Genomic DNA, 16,831 nt, shown 5'->3' with positions numbered 1-16,831 from the left:
TGATGATTCAATGGTCTGTGTTGCGTGCACTTGTAGCTGGCAGTGACGTTGACGTGCCCGAGCAGGCGCTGTCCGTCATCGACGAGGGCGTCTACAAAGTTTCAGAAACTCAATATTGCTTGGCTGATGCCCATATTGAGAGCGGGCAAAAGCGGCTGGTATTGGTTTCATGTGTTTGGGCGGTCAGTGAGACGGCATTTCGACGAGCCTATTCGTTCGACATCGAAGCTGACGATTTGGCGCTCGGCGCGCCCCCGGTTGAGTTACTGCCAAACGACGCCGCGCCTACCTACGGTCCAATCAAACGTGCCTTGGCGGCCGTCGGGAGGGTGATGGAGCATGCCTCCTACCGTGTGATGACGGATGGCGCTTTTATTCATCGAAGCCTGGAAAACGCCGACGCGACCTATCATTTTCGCTCGCGTGACGACGTGGACGATGAGCCGCCTTATGCGATTGTGTGGAAGTGTCGCGCGGTTAACCTGAGCGCTCAAAAATAAGTGGTGTGGTGTGGAAAAGGCAGACGAGCTATTGGCTCGACGGATAGCTGAGTTTGAGACCTTCAGGGCCGAGCGTTTACCGGTGCTGCATGAGTTCTGTAAAGCGCTCGGGTTTGATCAGCCGCACGAGGTCTTGATTGAACCAAAAAAGGTTCTGCCGCTGCTGGACCGTGGTCTTCAACACGCGGTAATCAGCGAAGAAAACCGGGCTTGGTTGGTGACACGTATTGGTTATTACATCGGCGAGTATCTAATTTCCCTGCTGGGCGGCTACTGGCTGGTTGATCAAGATCCGTCGTCACCGTCCTTCGCCAGGTACGTGGTCGGCGACTTTTCATGTGAGGGGGCAGACACTGAAGTCATTGACCCCTTTGAAATAGCGCAGCGTTATGCAACGACGCCGGCTCCACGTTTTTTAAGACAAGTGATCGAAAAACAGCTGATCTGAGCCTGCTGCGCCGATGTACAGATTTTTCCAACCGCTTTACAAGGATGATTCATGAAAACCGGGAAATTTCCCCTTCAAGCCTTCCTGATGTCCTGCCTGGTGGCGGGCTGGGGGCTGGTCTACGTTGGTCGCATCAAGTGGGCCATTTGGGTCGCGGCATTTTTGTACACCGGTGTGGTGTTGCTCGGTGTGTCCGGCCTGAGTGCTTCACCTATCGGGCTGTATGTTCTGTTCGGCTTCATTGTTGCGGTCAAGCTCGCTTCGGCGATCGTGTCGGCGAGGTTGGCCCGTCGCTATAAAGGCCCGCCGGATGTGCCGCGCAAGCGTTTCCATGCGCTGTATGTGGGCGTGCTGATCGTGATCACCTTCGTGCTGATGGAGGTGTTGCGGGTGCCGTTGATGGGGTTCAAGACCTACTACATCCCGACGGGTTCAATGGCGCCAACGGTGTCGGTGGGCGACTACATCGTGGCCGATCTCAAGGCGGGCGCACCCAAGGTTGGCGATATCGTCGTATACCGCTGGAATGGCACCGAGGCGATCAAGCGTGTGGCGGGTGTGGGCGGCGACACGTTGGCGATCGTCAACGGCGAGTTGATCCACAACGGCGAAAACCTCGGCTTGTTCCATGCCCCGGCAGATCGGGTCGAAGGCCCGGCGTCGATGGCGCTGGCACCGGTCAAGGTCGAGCCGGGGCGTGTCTATCTGTTGGGGGATAACCGCAACAACAGCAATGACAGCCGCTTTATGGGGCAGGTGGCGATTGAGGATGTGGTGGGCAAGGTAACGGGGATCTGGTTTTCCAAAGAGCGGCCGCGCATCGGCACCCGCTTTCCCTGACACCGGGATCAATGTGGGAGGGGGCTTGCCCCCTCCCACATTTTTGATGTTCATTGTTCTCGCGAGCGGCTTACAGCAACTTGCGCTGCACGGCCTCATCCAGCGTACTGCGCGTCAGCGCTTCGACCACTTCCCGGCCGTCAGCCTGGAACGGGATGCCCACGATCAGCACCAGGTGCATCCAGGTGCGCACCGATTCACTCTTCTTGACCCGGCCCAGCTCTTTGCCGTCCTTGTCCTTGAACACCGTTTCCAGGGTGAAGACGTTCTTCGCCGTGGTCGGGATGATGAAGAACGTTGCGCCGGTGATGATCGCCGAGGCCACGCTGAATTGTTCGTTGTTGTACAGGGTGGCATCGGCGTAGATATCCGAGTCGACCTTGTCGGTGCTTACCCGCGCAAAGCGGTCAGACTGGCGAAACGAATCGGCCACGGCCTTTTCCCACAGGGCCGCCGGTTTGCCAGGCGCTGCGTTGGCCGGGCCGCCGTTGACTTGGTTCAGCGCAATCGCGCGCACGTAGGCAGTCGGCTTCTGCGCCGGTGCGTTGGCGGTCGGTGGCCAGGTTTGCACTGCCGGCAATTCGTGTTGCGAGTAGGACACGCAACCGGTCAGCAAGACCGCCGCGAGCACCAGGCTGTGCTTGATCATTCCTTTCATGGGTTATTCCTTGGCAATTTTGCGGTGGCGGAATCCATCAGTTGGGTCACCAACTCACTCAGCTGTTTGGCACCCATGGTCGGCGCCCAGTATTCGCGGCCGTAGAGACCTACGTTGCGTTCGAACTTGACCTCTTCCTTGGCACTGGCGAGCTCTTTGCCGTTACGGTCGACGATCACCAGGTTGCCGGCCACATCAAAGGTGTCGACGTAGATCGGGCCGTTGACCCAGATCCAGATGGTCAGCGTCAGCAAGGCACCGGGGAAGTACCCAGGGTGCGGCGCACGGTGGCCCTTGAGGGACGTCATGTTGAATTTCAGCAACACGTCGTCTTCGCCCAGGCGCGTCGGGTATTCGGTGACTTGCTTGAAGTAACCGGCGCTGCGCACGTACTGATTGAGCTGCACCGTGAGGGAATGGCTGATCGCAGTTTTGTTGGCGTCGTTGACGTCGGTGTCGGTCACTGCCACATCGGCGATTTGCGCGCTGCGCGGGCTGCTGGTGGAGGCTGGGTGAAGCGGGGCACCGATGGGGCCGGTCACGGTATAGGACACACAGCCGGTCATGGACAAAGCGGCGACGAGCGCCGTCGCCCGGAAGAGGGTTTTCAACACACTAATTTCCCTATAAATGAATGAACCAAGTTACTGTCTCGACTCGTTCGTGCAGAACTTGAGCGCGTAGTTTATTGCCAATTTGCATTCGGTATAACCCGAAGCGTGCACACCTTGCGTCTGACCTTGTGAACGGATCATTCACTCACGAGGCTCAGCCCATGTCCCGTCCTCTGCTCTTCCTGCGTCCTGCTGCCCAGGGCTTTGCGGTTACCTTGCTGGTGACGCTGGCCGGATGTGGGCTGCCGTCTTCCCATGAGGTGGCCAAGCCGCCTTCTGTCAGTGCGCCTGCCCCCGAGCTTCAACGCGCGCCGGTGCAGGGCGCATTGTCTAAACGCATGGCGATGCCTACGCCCATGAGCGTGCAGGAGTCGGTGGCGATGGACTACCGCAGCGAGCCCCGCGAACAGTACGAAAACCTGCCGGATAACCCGGTGCATCGCGTGGCTGAGACGCCGATGTCCACGTTCAGCGTGGATGTCGACACCGGCAGCTATGCCAACGTGAGACGCTTCCTCAACCAAGGCAGTCTGCCGCCTGACGGGGCTGTGCGACTGGAGGAGATGGTCAACTACTTTCCCTACCGATACGCGATGCCCACCGACGGCTCGCCCTTTGGCGTGACCACCGAAGTCGCGGCCACACCGTGGAACCCACGCACCCAACTGCTGCGCATCGGCATCAAGGCCGCCGATCGCGCAGTGGCAGACCTGGCGCCGGCCAACCTGGTGTTCCTGGTGGATGTGTCCGGTTCGATGGACCGTCGCGAAGGTTTGCCGCTGGTGAAAAGCACCCTGAAATTGTTGGTGGATCAACTGCGAGATCAAGACCGTGTTTCGCTGGTGGTCTACGCCGGTGAGTCCCGTGTGGTGCTCAAACCTACGTCTGGTCGCGACAAAACCAAGATTCGTAACGCTATCGAGCAACTTACCGCTGGCGGCTCGACAGCGGGCGCATCCGGTATCGAGCTGGCCTACCAGATGGCCCGCGAAGGCTTTATCGACAAGGGCATCAACCGCATCCTGCTGGCCACCGACGGTGACTTCAACGTGGGCATCAGCGACTTCGACAGCCTCAAGAAGATGGCCGTGGAGCAACGCAAAAGCGGCGTATCGCTGACGACCCTGGGCTTTGGTGTGGATAACTACAATGAACACCTGATGGAGCAGCTGGCCGACGCCGGTGACGGCAACTACGCCTACATCGACAACCTGCGCGAAGCCCGCAAGGTATTGGTGGACCAACTCAGCTCGACCCTGGCGGTGGTCGCCCGCGATGTGAAATTGCAAGTGGAATTCAACCCGGCGCGGGTCAGCGAATATCGCCTGCTCGGCTATGAAAACCGCGCGTTGAAGCGTGAGGACTTTAATAACGACAAAGTCGATGCCGGCGAGATCGGCGCAGGGCATACGGTGACTGCGTTGTACGAAATTGTGCCGAAGGGGGAGAAGGGGTGGTTGGAACCGTTGCGCTACGCCGCAGTGCCTGTTGCTGAAAGTAAACCCGCTGAGCTGGCGATGTTGCGGGTGCGCTACAAACCGGCGACGGGTGGCGACAGTCAGCTGATCGAGCGGCCCATCAGCAGCGTTTCCACTCAGGCCAGCGACGACCTGCGTTTCGCCGCCGCCGTGGCCGCTTTCGCCCAACAGCTCAAGGGCGATGGCCGCTACACTGGCAGCATGAGCTTGCAGGACACCGCTGCACTGGCCCGCTCGGCCCGGGGCGATGACCCATTCGGGTTGCGCAATGAATTTGTGCAATTGGTGGAGCTGGCCCAAAGCCTGAAACACTGACCCCTGAACGCAGCAGGGCCCACTGTGGGAGCTGGCTTGCCTGCGATAGCGGTGGGTCAGTGTTGCAAATACTGCCTGGCCCACCGCTAACGCGGGCAAGCCCGGCTCCCACAGGTAATTTGCACTGCCCCACCCAAAGGAGTTCGCCATCGACATGGCCGTTCCAGATGACCTGCCCAGCGACGAATCGCTGCTGGCCCGCTACCGAACCGGTGACACCGCCGCGTTCGAAGCCTTGTACGCCCGGCATCGCCAGGGTCTGTACCGGTTTCTCGTGTTCTTGAGCAACAAAGCCGAACTGGCCGAGGAAATCTACCAGGAGACCTGGCTCAGCCTGATCCGCAGCACCACCCAACCCCAGGGTCGAGCGAGTTTTCGCACATGGCTGTTCCAGATTGCCCGCAACCGCCTGATCGATTACTGGCGCAAGCACGGCATCCACAACCCGTTGCATGACAGCTACGATGAACAACTCCATGCCCAACCTGACGACAGCGCCGGCCCCGAGCAACAGCTGAGCCTGAGCCGTGACCAAGCGCGCCTCGACGCCGCCCTGCAAGCCTTGCCCGAAGACCAGCGCGAAGTCTTCCTGCTGCGCCTGCACGGCGACCTCGAAGTGCCGCAAATCGCCGCCCTCACCAAGGCCCCGCTCGAAACCGTAAAAAGCCGCCTGCGTTACGCCCAGCAGAAACTGCGCCGCCTGCTGGCCGAGGAGATACCCGCATGACTGACTCCCGACATACCCCAGATCCCGACGACCTGCTGCTGCAGCATTTTCGTCAACACAGCAGCGGCGAACCGCCCGCGTCCCTCGACGCCTTCATCCTCGCCACCGCCCGCCGCGAAGCCCCAGCGCCGCAGCCGAGCCTGTGGCAGCGCTGGCTTCAAGCTTGCCAGCGCCCACGCTGGCAGATGGCGTTTGCCACCGTGGCCGGTTTGGCGCTGATGATTGGTGTGGTGATGCGCGAGCCTGTGCCGCAACCGGAGATATCCACAGCGACGTTCTCTGCATTACACGAAGAGGCCGCCAGCCCGCCACCGCCAGCGATGTCGGCTCCGGCTCCGGCTCCGGCTCCGATGGCCCGTAGGGCGGTTGCGCCCAAGGCCGAGAGTGCTCAGGTCATGGGCTCGATGGCGGATGAGTCCAGCGTCAAGCTCAGCAAGCGTGCGCCGGTAGCGCAGCCATCGTTGGAGCAGGGGTTGCAGGAGATTGTGAGGTTGCGTGAAGCCGGGCAGGCGAAGGCGGCGGATGAGAAGCTGCTGGCGTTGCATGAACGCTTTCCAAATGAGGATTTGCCCGCGCGGCTGGATGAGGTGCGTAATCGTTAAGGTCCCCGGCGTCAGTTGACGAGCGCTTATCAACCTTTATAATTCCTTGCAACACGGCCCCTGTCGGTTGATGCGCTTCGGTGCTGAGACTGCTCAGGGGTTTTTTATTGCCTGTGATTTGTTATTTACCAGTCGCGCTCCTGCCAATCACGGTCGGCGCCCATACCCTCCAAATTCAAATCAAGGTGGCGCAAGTCCGGGAAGTCGTTTTTCATCAGCACCTTTAAACGGTTTCCCCAGCTGGACGATGGGTTTATGGCTCGCATTAGGTGGTGAGTCATGCACAACAACATAAATGGTCGAGCTCTTCGGTGCGCATCATTATGGAACGCTGACAGCGAAGGCACTTGTTCTATTGGCGGCAATTTTGGCTGATCGATGATGTTGCGATTCCAAAGGCGACTATGGTGAGCGCACACATTTCGCAAGTAGTTCAGGCTGCGCAACCAAGTGGCGAAGATTCTTCCATTGGTGATCCCGTATGCCTTGGAAATCTGATCCTGATCTTTTTCACTCATGCCTGAGTAGAGGGTTGATAGCGTTCCGAAGTCCCAAACTTCGCACACGACCCAAACTGCCAAGGGTAAGCCGTATTTTTCTTTGTTATGTCTGATGAAGTCTTCGTTCGAGCGATTGATCAATGCTGCGTGTTTGCCGAGCCATACATGGTGCTTTGTGAGGCCGGTCTTTCCATCCAGTTGAACGGAAAAACTTTCATGGAAAAGCTCTGGCATCAGGTAAGCAAATTTGTTGTGTTTGCCCAATGTATGGGAGATATCCACTCGTAGCGCAATTTCTATGCGTTCCAGCGCATCGAGGGTCAACAGGCGAAGCTTCTTATCGAAGACATAAAGATCGATTGCATTTTGGAAGGTGGTACCTGTTTTGAAGGTATCGAGGGGGATACGCACAGGTTTCGTTTTAGAAGGTTTTTGATTTTTGTACTGGAGTAGCGGACAGCACAGCTCTGTGCGCTCGCGAAAGGCGAACCAGTAGCCGCTGAGGCGGTAGTAACCGATGCGTTTCAGGTATTCAAGGGCTTTAGCTTGGTCAGTAACAGACATGCCGCGCGCTATGACCAGATCGAGTTGTTCTTGATAGCTCTGCCAAGGTTTTGGATAACCCTGTGTCATTGATAATTCACCTTGGCTGCCGAGTGGCCGTTTTTATTATTTTTTCTATTGAGATTGAGCTAGCATCCCTCAGTTTTCAGTGGGTATCTTTGTGCTCGCCAGCGGCGAGCAATGTACCTCGGTGAGTTGGTCCTCACTCCTATTAGAAGCATTCAGAGACAAAGATGCCGACACCAAACGCAAAAAAGCCCCAGGCCTTTCGACCTGGGGCTTTTTCGTTATAGATGGTGCACCCGGCGGGATTCGAACCCACGACCCCTGCCTTCGGAGGGCAGTACTCTATCCAGCTGAGCTACGGATGCTTGTGCGGGCGACATCATACCCATGTCGACCTTGGGCGTCCATGCTGGTCTTTGGCCCTTCTCGCGTAGGAATTTGCCGCGCAAAGGCCCTGCGTCGGGCGCCATTGGTCAATGCTGTGGAACCCGCCCTAACGACGCTGATCAGAAAGTTTCGGCAAATGCGCCGTTTTCGTTCTTTTTTTCGAACAGACTATTGCCCTGTACCCCCATTGATCCTAGGATTCGTTTGAGATTTCAAACGCTCCGTGTCCCGTGCGCCATTTCCCTCCTTCGCGCGCTGGGGCTGATTTCCCTGACGGCAGCCCACAAGGCGCCTTTCAACAACTCTAATTCGCTCCGCGTGCGCGCGGTGCTGTTAAGGAAAGCCGACATGCAGCTTAAAGATGCCCAGTTGTTCCGCCAGCAAGCCTTTATCGATGGCGCTTGGGTCGACGCGGACAACGGTCAAACCATCAAGGTCAACAACCCAGCCACGGGCGAAATTCTCGGTACCGTGCCAAAGATGGGCGCCGCGGAAACCCGCCGCGCCATCGAAGCTGCCGACAAGGCCCTGCCGGCCTGGCGTGCACTCACCGCCAAGGAGCGCGCCAATAAGCTGCGCCGTTGGTTTGAGCTGCTGATCGAAAACCAGGACGACCTCGCTCGCCTGATGACCCTCGAACAAGGCAAGCCGCTGGCCGAGGCCAAGGGCGAAATCGTCTACGCCGCGTCCTTTATCGAGTGGTTCGCTGAAGAAGCCAAGCGCATCTACGGTGACGTGATTCCTGGCCACCAGCCCGACAAGCGCCTGATCGTGATCAAGCAGCCTATCGGTGTGACCGCCGCCATCACCCCATGGAACTTCCCGGCGGCCATGATCACCCGTAAAGCCGGCCCGGCCCTGGCTGCCGGTTGCACTATGGTGATCAAGCCCGCTTCGCAAACCCCGTTCTCGGCCCTGGCCCTGGTTGAGCTGGCTCATCGTGCCGGTATCCCTAAAGGCGTGCTGAGCGTTGTGACCGGCAGTGCCGGCGACATCGGTGGCGAGCTGACCAGCAATCCGATCGTGCGTAAATTGTCCTTCACCGGCTCCACCGAAATCGGTCGCCAGTTGATGGCCGAATGCGCCAAGGACATCAAGAAGGTTTCCCTGGAGCTGGGCGGCAACGCGCCGTTCATCGTGTTTGACGACGCCGACCTGGATAAGGCTGTCGAAGGTGCGATCATCTCCAAGTACCGCAACAACGGTCAGACCTGCGTCTGCGCCAACCGCCTGTACATCCAGGATTCGGTGTACGACGCCTTCGCTGAAAAACTGAAAGTGGCTGTGGCGAAGCTTAAGATCGGCAACGGTCTGGAAGACGGCACCACCACCGGCCCGCTGATCGACGAAAAAGCCGTGGCCAAGGTGCAGGAACACATCGCCGACGCTCTGAGCAAAGGCGCCACGTTGCTGGCTGGCGGCAAGGTCATGGAAGGCAACTTCTTCGAGCCGACCATCCTCACCAACGTGCCAAAAAATGCCGCCGTGGCCAAGGAAGAAACCTTCGGCCCACTGGCGCCGCTGTTCCGTTTCAAAGACGAAGCAGAAGTGATCGCGATGTCCAACGACACCGAGTTCGGCTTGGCGTCGTACTTCTACGCCCGCGACTTGGGCCGTGTGTTCCGTGTGGCCGAAGCCCTGGAATACGGCATGGTCGGCGTCAACACCGGGTTGATCTCCAACGAAGTGGCGCCGTTCGGCGGCATCAAGGCGTCGGGCCTGGGCCGTGAAGGCTCCAAGTACGGGATTGAAGACTACCTGGAAATCAAATACCTCTGCCTGGGCATCTAAGCTCTGTAAGAGATTGCAACAAACGCAAAGGGCACGAGAGCGCTGACCCTTTGCGTGTTTCACCTCGTTATTCGTAGTGGCCGGGAAAGCTGTGGCAGTCGATCATCGCATGCTGCCGTAGTTGCCTCCCCGCCACGTATGCCTTGGACCACGCCACCCGATGAGTGGCGAATGAGGACTTTATGAGCAAGACCAACGCTTCCCTGATGAAACGCCGCGAATCCGCCGTACCGCGCGGTGTTGGCCAGATTCACCCCATCTTCGCCGAATCGGCCAAGAACGCCACCGTGACCGACGTTGAAGGTCGCGAGTTCATCGACTTCGCCGGCGGTATCGCCGTGCTGAACACCGGCCACGTGCACCCGAAAATCATCGCGGCCGTGACCGAGCAACTGAACAAGCTGACCCACACGTGCTTCCAGGTACTGGCCTACGAGCCTTACGTTGAAGTGTGCGAGAAAGTGAACGCCAAGGTGCCGGGCGATTTCGCCAAGAAAACCTTGCTGGTCACCACTGGCTCCGAAGCCGTCGAAAACGCCGTGAAAATCGCCCGCGCCGCTACTGGCCGTGCCGGCGTTATCGCCTTCACCGGCGCTTATCACGGCCGCACCATGATGACCCTGGGCCTCACCGGCAAAGTCGTGCCGTATTCGGCCGGCATGGGCCTGATGCCAGGCGGTGTGTTCCGCGCGCTGTACCCGAACGAACTGCACGGTGTGAGCGATGACGACTCCATCGCCAGCATCGAACGCATCTTCAAAAACGATGCCGAGCCGCGTGATATCGCCGCGATCATCATCGAGCCGGTGCAGGGCGAGGGCGGTTTCTACGTCGCGCCTAAATCCTTCATGAAGCGCCTGCGTGAACTGTGCGACAAGCACGGCATCCTGCTGATCGCCGACGAAGTGCAAACCGGTGCCGGCCGTACCGGTACCTTCTTCGCCATGGAACAGATGGGCGTTGCTGCCGACCTGACCACCTTCGCCAAATCCATCGCGGGCGGCTTCCCGTTGGCCGGTGTGTGCGGCAAGGCCGAATACATGGACGCCATCGCTCCAGGCGGCTTGGGCGGCACCTACGCCGGTAGCCCGATCGCTTGCGCTGCGGCCCTGGCCGTGATGGAAGTGTTCGAAGAAGAGCACCTGCTGGACCGCTGCAAGGCTGTTGGCGAACATCTGGTCACTGGCTTGAAAGCTATCCAGGCCAAGTACCCGGTGATCGGTGAAGTGCGTGCCCTGGGCGCGATGATCGCGGTCGAGCTGTTCGATGATGGCGATACCCACAAGCCAAACGCGGCGGCTGTTGCGGCCGTAGTGGCCAAGGCACGTGACAAGGGCCTGATCCTGCTGAGCTGCGGTACCTATGGCAACGTGTTGCGCGTACTGGTGCCGCTGACCGCGCCGGACGAGCTGTTGGACAAAGGCCTGGCGATCATTGAAGAGTGCTTCTCCGAGCTGTAAGCGGATGCTGATTTGATCGAACGAAAAAACCCGCTTCGGCGGGTTTTTTTGTGCCCGATGCAGCACATTCAGGCCCTGTTCATTGTACGTACGCGTGTGCATTGACTAAGGTGCAAGCATTGCCGATGGAGCGTGCTGCATGACTGCTGTTGATTTACCCGCTGTACCCCGAGTGTTAATCGCCGAAGCAGACCCTTGGTCGCGGGACCTGCTCAAGCAAGTGTTGTTGAACGTGCGCTGCGACGCACGGCTGGATGTGTGTGCAGACGGGCAACAAGCCGCGACACTGCTGCGGGACAAAACCTATGACCTGATCCTGGCCGATTGGGAGCTGCCGGGCGTCGATGGCCTGAGCCTGCTGCGTAACGTGCGCCAGCAGCGCCGCTCGCCCGTACTGCCGTTTATTTTGCTGAGCAGTCGCAATGACAGCGCCAGCGTGCGTGAAGCCTTGCCCCTGGCGCCCACGGCGTACCTGACCAAACCCCTGAACATGGAAAGCCTGACGCAGCGCCTGCAAGACTTGCTGCTCAATGAAGGCGAAAGCGTGTACTGCGAGATTGCGCCGCTGGCGCCCGGCATGACCCTGCCGGCGTTTCTTGAGCGCCGCCGCGAGACGTGCGATGGCGCACCGCTGCGGGTCGATGTGAAAGCCATCGTGCAACGCAGCCTGGGGCCGGAGGGCCTGGACCTCAAGCGCCTGGAAGACCAGGTGCGCATGGACCCGCAGATCACCGCCGTGCTGATTGCTGCTGCCAACAGTGCCGGCCACCACGGCACACCGGTGCAAACCCTGCCGGCCGCATTGCACAAGCTCGTTGCCGGGCAAAGCATGAACCTGATCCTGGGCCTGGCCCTCAAACACAACGTGGTGCTGTGTGATCCCGCGCTGGTGGCCTACGCCGAGCGGCATTGGCAGTTGTCCCAGGACACGGCCGACTACGCTCGCCGTCTGGCACGCATGTTGGAGCTGGATCACGAGCGCTGTTACAGCGCCGGTATCTTGCATCGGCTTGGGGACCTGGCGTTGTTGCGTTGCCTGGAAGACTGGCGCCAGGGCGGCGGCGCACTGGATGAGGAGGTGATTGGTGAGTCGCTCTACACCTTCGGCGCGGCCTATGGTTCAGCGTTGCGGGCGCGTTGGCGCCTGCCGTTGGAACTGCGCCAATTGATCGCGGCGATTTACTCGCTGGAAGGCGGGGTGTATGCGCGGGATGCGCTGGTGGTGAACCTGGCGGCGCAGATGGCGCGCCTTACCGAGCATGAAGGGCTTGAAACACTGGCCGCCGGTAAGACCGCGCGACTGCTCAAAGTGGGGTTGTCGGAGCTCACTCGGGTGCGCAAGGCCTAGAGGTTCAACACAGGTCAAATGTGGGAGGGGGCTTGCCCCCTCCCACATTTGACCTGTGTTGAACTAGCTGGATGTGCTCGGCCCTAGCCCGCCACCACCCGGTTCTTGCCCAATCGCTTGGCCTCATACATAGCCGCATCGGCCCGAGCGAACAGGCTGTCCAGGGTCGAATCTTCTTCACGCAGGCTCGCCAGGCCCTGGCTGATGGTCACAGTAAACGCCTGGCCTTCGTAGCTGAAGCTCAGATCCTGAATCTCCCTGCCCAGCCGTTCGGCCACCTGCAGTGCCATGTGAGGCGCACACCCGGGCAGCACGGCGGCGAACTCTTCGCCGCCAATACGCCCGAACAGGTCGCCACGGCGCAGTACCCCGCGACCGCTCTCGGCGATGCGCCGCAATACCTGGTCGCCCTCCAAGTGGCCGTAGGTGTCGTTGACGTCCTTGAAATCATCGATATCCAGCAGCAGGAACGCCAGCGGCGCGCCTTGGGCGCAGGCGCTGTCGAATGCCTGGTTGGCGCATTCGAAGAAGTGTCGGCGGTTGCTGGTCTGGGTCAGCACGTCAGTGGTAGCGAGGCGGTGCAGCTCCTGCTCCAGCTGCTTTTTTTCGGTAATGTCTTCGGCCATGCCGACCACGATCAACGGCTCCCCAGGCTCGACCTGCTGGTTCATGTAGCACTTGTCACTCAGCCAGCGAATCTGCCCGTCGGCCGTGATGATGCGGTACTCGCGGTCTTCCACGGCGCCTTGTTCAAGTACACGGGCCAGGCTGTGTTCGGCGTAGTCGAGGTCTTCGGGGTGAATGCTGTTGCGCCATTCCCGATGATCGGCCAGCAGCAGGCTGGCAGAGCGCCCGAACACGCGTTCATAGGCTGGGCTCACGTACAGCACGCGCCGTGTCTCCCAATCGATGGCCCACAGCACCGCGTTCACACTGACCAGCAGTGAACTGAGCAGTTGCTCGCGCTCGCTTAGCCGTTCGACTTCACCTTGGGCATGCATCAGCGCCAGCAGGGTTGCAGCCGCAGCCGGGCGTGGATGTTCCGCAGTAGGGGGGGCGGTCAAGTAAGGCTGTTCGTGAACCATCGGCACAACTCTCTCTGGGCGCGCCGCAGGATGGAGCAGCGGTCACTACAAGGGGCCACCATGATGGCGAAGTGTTCATTGAGAGAGGGGAATTGCAGTGAAGTTCCGTCAACAGGACCGATTGCCGGTGTCTGAGAACTGGCGCCAAAAAGCTGATGGGCGGAAGGGCAGGCCCTCCCGCCGCACCGTCAGACCGCTGCAGGACGCAGTGAGTAGGTCTTCAATTGATGGGCAAAGTCCCGCAGGGATTGGATGCCGCTGGCCTCGGCCTCATGTACCCATTCCTTGATCGCGGCCAACATATCGTGGCCGTTGGAACTGGTCTTGAGCCAGATCTGTTGCAACGCCAGGCGCTTTTCGTAGATCACTTTCAGTGCTTGGCTGTGCTCCAGCATGCTCTGAATGCGCAGGTGATGGCGGTCATCCAGCAGGCTGGTTTCCCGCGACAACAGGCGCTTGGCGCGATGGAATTGATGGCGTACCGAATGATCGACCTTTTCCAGCTCTTGCTTGACCAGCGGGCCGATCACCAACTTGCGGTACTGAGCCATGATCTGGAAACGGTTGTTGAGGATCGCCATGGCGGTATCCATGTCCAGATGCCCCTTGCCCTCGACGCGGTGGGCAATCGGTGCAACACGCTGCACCTTGGCCAGGCGCAGCCAGCTGAACACCTTGATCCAGGCCCAGCCCAGGTCGAACTCCCACTTCTTCACCGACAGCTTGGCGGAGTTGGGGTAGGTGTGATGGTTATTGTGCAGCTCTTCGCCACCGACGATGATGCCCCACGGCACCAGGTTGGTCGCCGCGTCACGGCATTCGAAATTACGGTAGCCGATGGCATGGCCCAGGCCGTTGATCACGCCGGCGGCCCAGAACGGGATCCACATCATCTGGATCGCCCAGATGGTGATGCCGATGGTGCCGAACAGCAGCAGGTCGATCACGCCCATGATCGCCACGCCCAGCAGCGGGTAGGGCGTGTAGAGCTTGCGTTCGATCCAGTCGTCCGGGCAGTTTTTGCCGTAGATGCGCAGGGTCTCGGGGTTTTCCGCTTCGGCGCGGTACAGTTCGGCACCCTTGCGCAGAACGGTCGACAAACCCTTGATCACCGGGCTGTGCGGGTCGTCGACGGTTTCGCATTTGGCATGGTGTTTACGGTGGATGGCAGTCCACTCGCGGGTGTTCTGCGCCGTGGTCAGCCACAGCCAGAAGCGGAAGAAGTGTTTCAGGCCGGCATTCAGCTCCAGGGAGCGATGGGCTGAGTAACGGTGCAGATAGACGGTGACCCCAACAATGGTCACGTGGGTCATCAACAGAGTGACTGCCACCAGTTGCCAGGCTGACAGGTCAAGAAAACCGTTGTACCACATAGGCTGTATGGCCCTCAGATAAAGAAAAAAACAGCTCACGCATTATCACTAAGCCTGCAGAGAAAACCAGACACCCTTTCAGATAGGAGTGACTGGATGTTTCTTATTCTATAATCCGCAGCCTTTGTAGGGCGATTCTGTTTTTTTGGTAAGGATTACTGACGATATGCTGTTTTCATACCGAGGTGCCCTACGTGTGGGGCTGATCTACCTGCTGGTTTCCATCGTGTGGCTCCAGCTCAGTAACCAGGTATTGATCAACTTTCTCGATGAGCCACGTGAGCTGGGGCACTGGTTGCAGGTACGCGGTTACGTGTGGGTGGCCCTGAGTGCCTTGGCTATTTACCTGCTATGTGCCCGTTTTGCCCGGGCCAACCTGTTGCAGCAGCCCTTGAAAGAAAATCGCGAACGCCTGCGCCAGGCCGCCGCCGTGTTCGATTGCACCCGTGAAGGGGTTTTGGTTTCCGACGCCAAAGGGCTGATCGTGCATGTGAATCGGGCCTTTATGGAGATCACGGGCTACCGTCGCGAAGATGTCATGGGCCAGCAACCCAGCCTGTTTAAGTCAGGGCGCCATTCGTCGAATTTTTACCAACAGATGTTCCAGAGCCTGGAGCGCACCGGCGAATGGAGCGGTGAAATCTGGAATCGGCGCAAAAGCGGCGAGATTTACCCACAGTGGCAAACCATCCGCGTGATTCACGATGACCAAGGCCAGGTCAGCCACTATGTCGCGGTGTTTTCCGATATCAGCGCCATCAAGGATTCCGAGCACGAGCTGGCCCACCTTGCGCATCACGACCCCCTCACCGACTTGCCCAACCGCCTGCTGTTCACCGACCGTGCCGAGCAGGCGCTGGCCTCGGCGCAAACCCACAAGCGCGGCTGCGCCCTGCTGTTGCTGGACCTGGACCACTTCAAAATCATCAATGACAGCCTCGGCCACAACGTCGGCGACCAGTTGCTCAAGCTGGTGGGCGAGCGACTCCGGGGTCTGTTCGGCTCCGGTGTAACCCTGGCTCGTCTGGGGGGCGATGAGTTCGCGGTGTTGGCGGAAAGTTGTCCACAGGTAGCGCAGGCCGCCGCGTTGGCCCATCGGATACTGGAGGCGATGAAGCAGCCGTTCATCTTTGACGGGCACCAGCTGTTCATCAGCGCCAGCATCGGCATCAGCTTGTTCCCCAGCGATGCCCTGAGCGCCGAACAACTGCTGCGCAACGCCGACTCTGCGCTGTTCAAGGCCAAGAGCGTCGGGCGCGAAGGCTATGCCTTATATACCGAAGAGCTCACCGCCCACGCGCAAAACCGCGTGGAAATCGCCGGTGAACTGCGTCGTGCCCTTGAGCAGCAAGAGCTGCGCGTCTACTACCAGCCTGTGCACGACCTGCAAGACAGCCGCTTGGTGGGCGTCGAAGCCTTGGTGCGCTGGCAACACCCGGAACGAGGTCTGGTGCCGCCAGGTGAGTTTATCCCTATCGCCGAACGCACCGGCTTGATCGCCGATATCGACGCCTGGGTGCTGGACCAGTCGTGCCGCCAGATGTGCCAATGGCTAGCGGATGGCGCGCCGTTGAGCTTTATTGCCGTTAACGTCTCCAGTCGCTTGTTTGCCCGGCGCGAGCTCTACGGGCAAGTGGCCCAAGTGCTGCACGATACTGGCCTGGACCCGGTCTACCTTGAGCTGGAAGTCACCGAAAGCGCGGTGATGGACGACCCCGAAGAAGCCCTGGAACAACTGCATCGCCTGCGCGAGCTGGGCTTGCGCCTGGCCATCGATGATTTCGGCACCGGTTATTCATCATTGCTGCGCCTCAAACGCTTGCCGGTGCAGAAACTCAAGATCGACCAGGGCTTTGTCGCCGGGTTGCCGTGGGATGAGGATGATGCGGCGATTGTGCGCGTGGTCATCGCCCTGGCCAAAAGCATGGGCATGCAGGTGCACGCCGAAGGGATCGAGCAGTTGGAGCAGGCGCGGTTTCTGTTGGAGCAGGAGTGCGATCTGGGGCAGGGGTATTGGTTTGGCAAACCGGTGCCGGCCGAGGAGATTGATTGGGGCTGGGCCCCCAGTCTCTGAATGTGGAATGCAGTCCAAATGTGGGAGGGGGCTTGCTCCCGATAGCGGTGGGTCAGCCAGC

15 protein-coding genes and 1 tRNA gene are annotated in these 16,831 nt (G+C 59.6%); 10 read left to right on the top strand and 6 right to left on the bottom strand.

What is annotated here, in order from left to right; all coding sequences use genetic code 11:
* Positions 1-2: 2 nt before the first annotated feature.
* The 3 genes from ICY20_RS11665 to lepB are packed head-to-tail and all read left to right on the top strand — an operon-like array spanning position 3 to position 1,788.
* The gene (locus ICY20_RS11665; RefSeq protein ID WP_194937540.1) at positions 3-500 is read left to right on the top strand and encodes a hypothetical protein; all 498 of its coding nucleotides are present in this window, start codon (positions 3-5) and stop codon (positions 498-500) included.
* Between the two features lie 10 nt (positions 501-510).
* Positions 511-948 (top strand): hypothetical protein, encoded by a 438-nt coding sequence (locus tag ICY20_RS11660; RefSeq protein ID WP_194937539.1) that lies wholly within the window; start codon positions 511-513, stop codon positions 946-948.
* 51 nt (positions 949-999) lie between these two features.
* Entirely contained in the window at positions 1,000-1,788 is a 789-nt protein-coding gene (gene lepB, locus ICY20_RS11655; RefSeq protein ID WP_194937538.1) for a signal peptidase I, read from the top strand.
* A gap of 70 nt (positions 1,789-1,858) precedes the next feature.
* Here the strand turns inward: lepB and ICY20_RS11650 are convergent, their stop codons facing one another.
* Positions 1,859-2,446: a hypothetical protein gene (locus ICY20_RS11650; RefSeq protein ID WP_159960726.1), complete on the bottom strand. Its 588-nt coding sequence runs from the start codon at positions 2,444-2,446 to the stop codon at positions 1,859-1,861.
* Positions 2,443-3,012, bottom strand: a complete 570-nt coding sequence (locus ICY20_RS11645; RefSeq protein ID WP_228758408.1) for a hypothetical protein — start codon at positions 3,010-3,012, stop codon at positions 2,443-2,445. The genes ICY20_RS11650 and ICY20_RS11645 overlap by 4 nt, the downstream gene beginning before the upstream one ends.
* A 209-nt stretch (positions 3,013-3,221) precedes the next feature.
* On the opposite strand from ICY20_RS11645, the gene ICY20_RS11640 reads away from it, so the two are divergent.
* The 3 genes from ICY20_RS11640 to ICY20_RS11630 all read left to right on the top strand — a co-directional run bounded on the left by ICY20_RS11640 (position 3,222) and on the right by ICY20_RS11630 (position 6,182).
* The gene (locus tag ICY20_RS11640) at positions 3,222-4,853 is read left to right on the top strand and encodes a vWA domain-containing protein (RefSeq protein WP_194937535.1); all 1,632 of its coding nucleotides are present in this window, start codon (positions 3,222-3,224) and stop codon (positions 4,851-4,853) included.
* Positions 4,854-5,007: 154 nt separating this feature from the next.
* Complete coding sequence (locus ICY20_RS11635; protein WP_194937534.1) at positions 5,008-5,580, top strand: RNA polymerase sigma factor; 573 nt, start codon at positions 5,008-5,010, stop codon at positions 5,578-5,580.
* Positions 5,577-6,182, top strand: coding sequence for a hypothetical protein (locus ICY20_RS11630; protein WP_194937533.1), 606 nt, complete (start codon positions 5,577-5,579; stop codon positions 6,180-6,182). Before ICY20_RS11635 ends, ICY20_RS11630 begins: the two co-directional genes overlap by 4 nt.
* 125 nt (positions 6,183-6,307) lie before the next feature.
* Here the strand turns inward: ICY20_RS11630 and ICY20_RS11625 are convergent, their stop codons facing one another.
* Positions 6,308-7,315 carry an Abi family protein gene (locus tag ICY20_RS11625; RefSeq protein ID WP_194937532.1) on the bottom strand — a complete coding sequence of 336 codons (1,008 nt, stop codon included), beginning with the start codon at positions 7,313-7,315 and terminating at the stop codon, positions 6,308-6,310.
* A gap of 225 nt (positions 7,316-7,540) precedes the next feature.
* Positions 7,541-7,617: transfer RNA gene (locus ICY20_RS11620), tRNA-Arg, on the bottom strand.
* 370 nt (positions 7,618-7,987) lie between these two features.
* Here ICY20_RS11620 and gabD point away from each other — a divergent pair.
* The 3 genes from gabD to ICY20_RS11605 all read left to right on the top strand — a co-directional run bounded on the left by gabD (position 7,988) and on the right by ICY20_RS11605 (position 12,238).
* Positions 7,988-9,430, top strand: a complete 1,443-nt coding sequence (gene gabD, locus ICY20_RS11615; protein WP_194937528.1) for an NADP-dependent succinate-semialdehyde dehydrogenase — start codon at positions 7,988-7,990, stop codon at positions 9,428-9,430.
* Positions 9,431-9,612: 182 nt separating this feature from the next.
* Entirely contained in the window at positions 9,613-10,890 is a 1,278-nt protein-coding gene (gene gabT, locus ICY20_RS11610; RefSeq protein WP_194937526.1) for a 4-aminobutyrate--2-oxoglutarate transaminase, read from the top strand.
* A 139-nt stretch (positions 10,891-11,029) separates the two neighbouring features.
* Positions 11,030-12,238 (top strand): HDOD domain-containing protein, encoded by a 1,209-nt coding sequence (locus ICY20_RS11605; protein ID WP_159960740.1) that lies wholly within the window; start codon positions 11,030-11,032, stop codon positions 12,236-12,238.
* Positions 12,239-12,321: 83 nt separating this feature from the next.
* Here ICY20_RS11605 and ICY20_RS11600 read toward each other — a convergent pair whose 3' ends face one another.
* Together ICY20_RS11600 and desA are read right to left on the bottom strand one after the other, a co-directional pair.
* On the bottom strand, positions 12,322-13,323 hold the full coding sequence (locus ICY20_RS11600; RefSeq protein ID WP_159960742.1) for a sensor domain-containing diguanylate cyclase: 1,002 nt from the start codon (positions 13,321-13,323) through the stop codon (positions 12,322-12,324).
* A gap of 188 nt (positions 13,324-13,511) precedes the next feature.
* Positions 13,512-14,696: a delta-9 fatty acid desaturase DesA gene (gene desA / locus ICY20_RS11595; RefSeq protein ID WP_194937524.1), complete on the bottom strand. Its 1,185-nt coding sequence runs from the start codon at positions 14,694-14,696 to the stop codon at positions 13,512-13,514.
* A 166-nt stretch (positions 14,697-14,862) separates the two neighbouring features.
* Between desA and dibA the strand changes: the two genes are divergently transcribed.
* A complete protein-coding gene (dibA, locus tag ICY20_RS11590; RefSeq protein ID WP_194937523.1) occupies positions 14,863-16,770 on the top strand; it encodes a phosphodiesterase DibA in 1,908 nt (635 codons plus the stop codon).
* Positions 16,771-16,831: the final 61 nt, after the last annotated feature.

This window comes from Pseudomonas pisciculturae (assembly GCF_015461805.1).
GTDB lineage: Bacteria > Pseudomonadota > Gammaproteobacteria > Pseudomonadales > Pseudomonadaceae > Aquipseudomonas > Aquipseudomonas pisciculturae.
The sequence above is the reverse complement of the archived record's forward strand: the minus strand, read 5'-3'. Positions and strand labels throughout refer to the sequence as shown.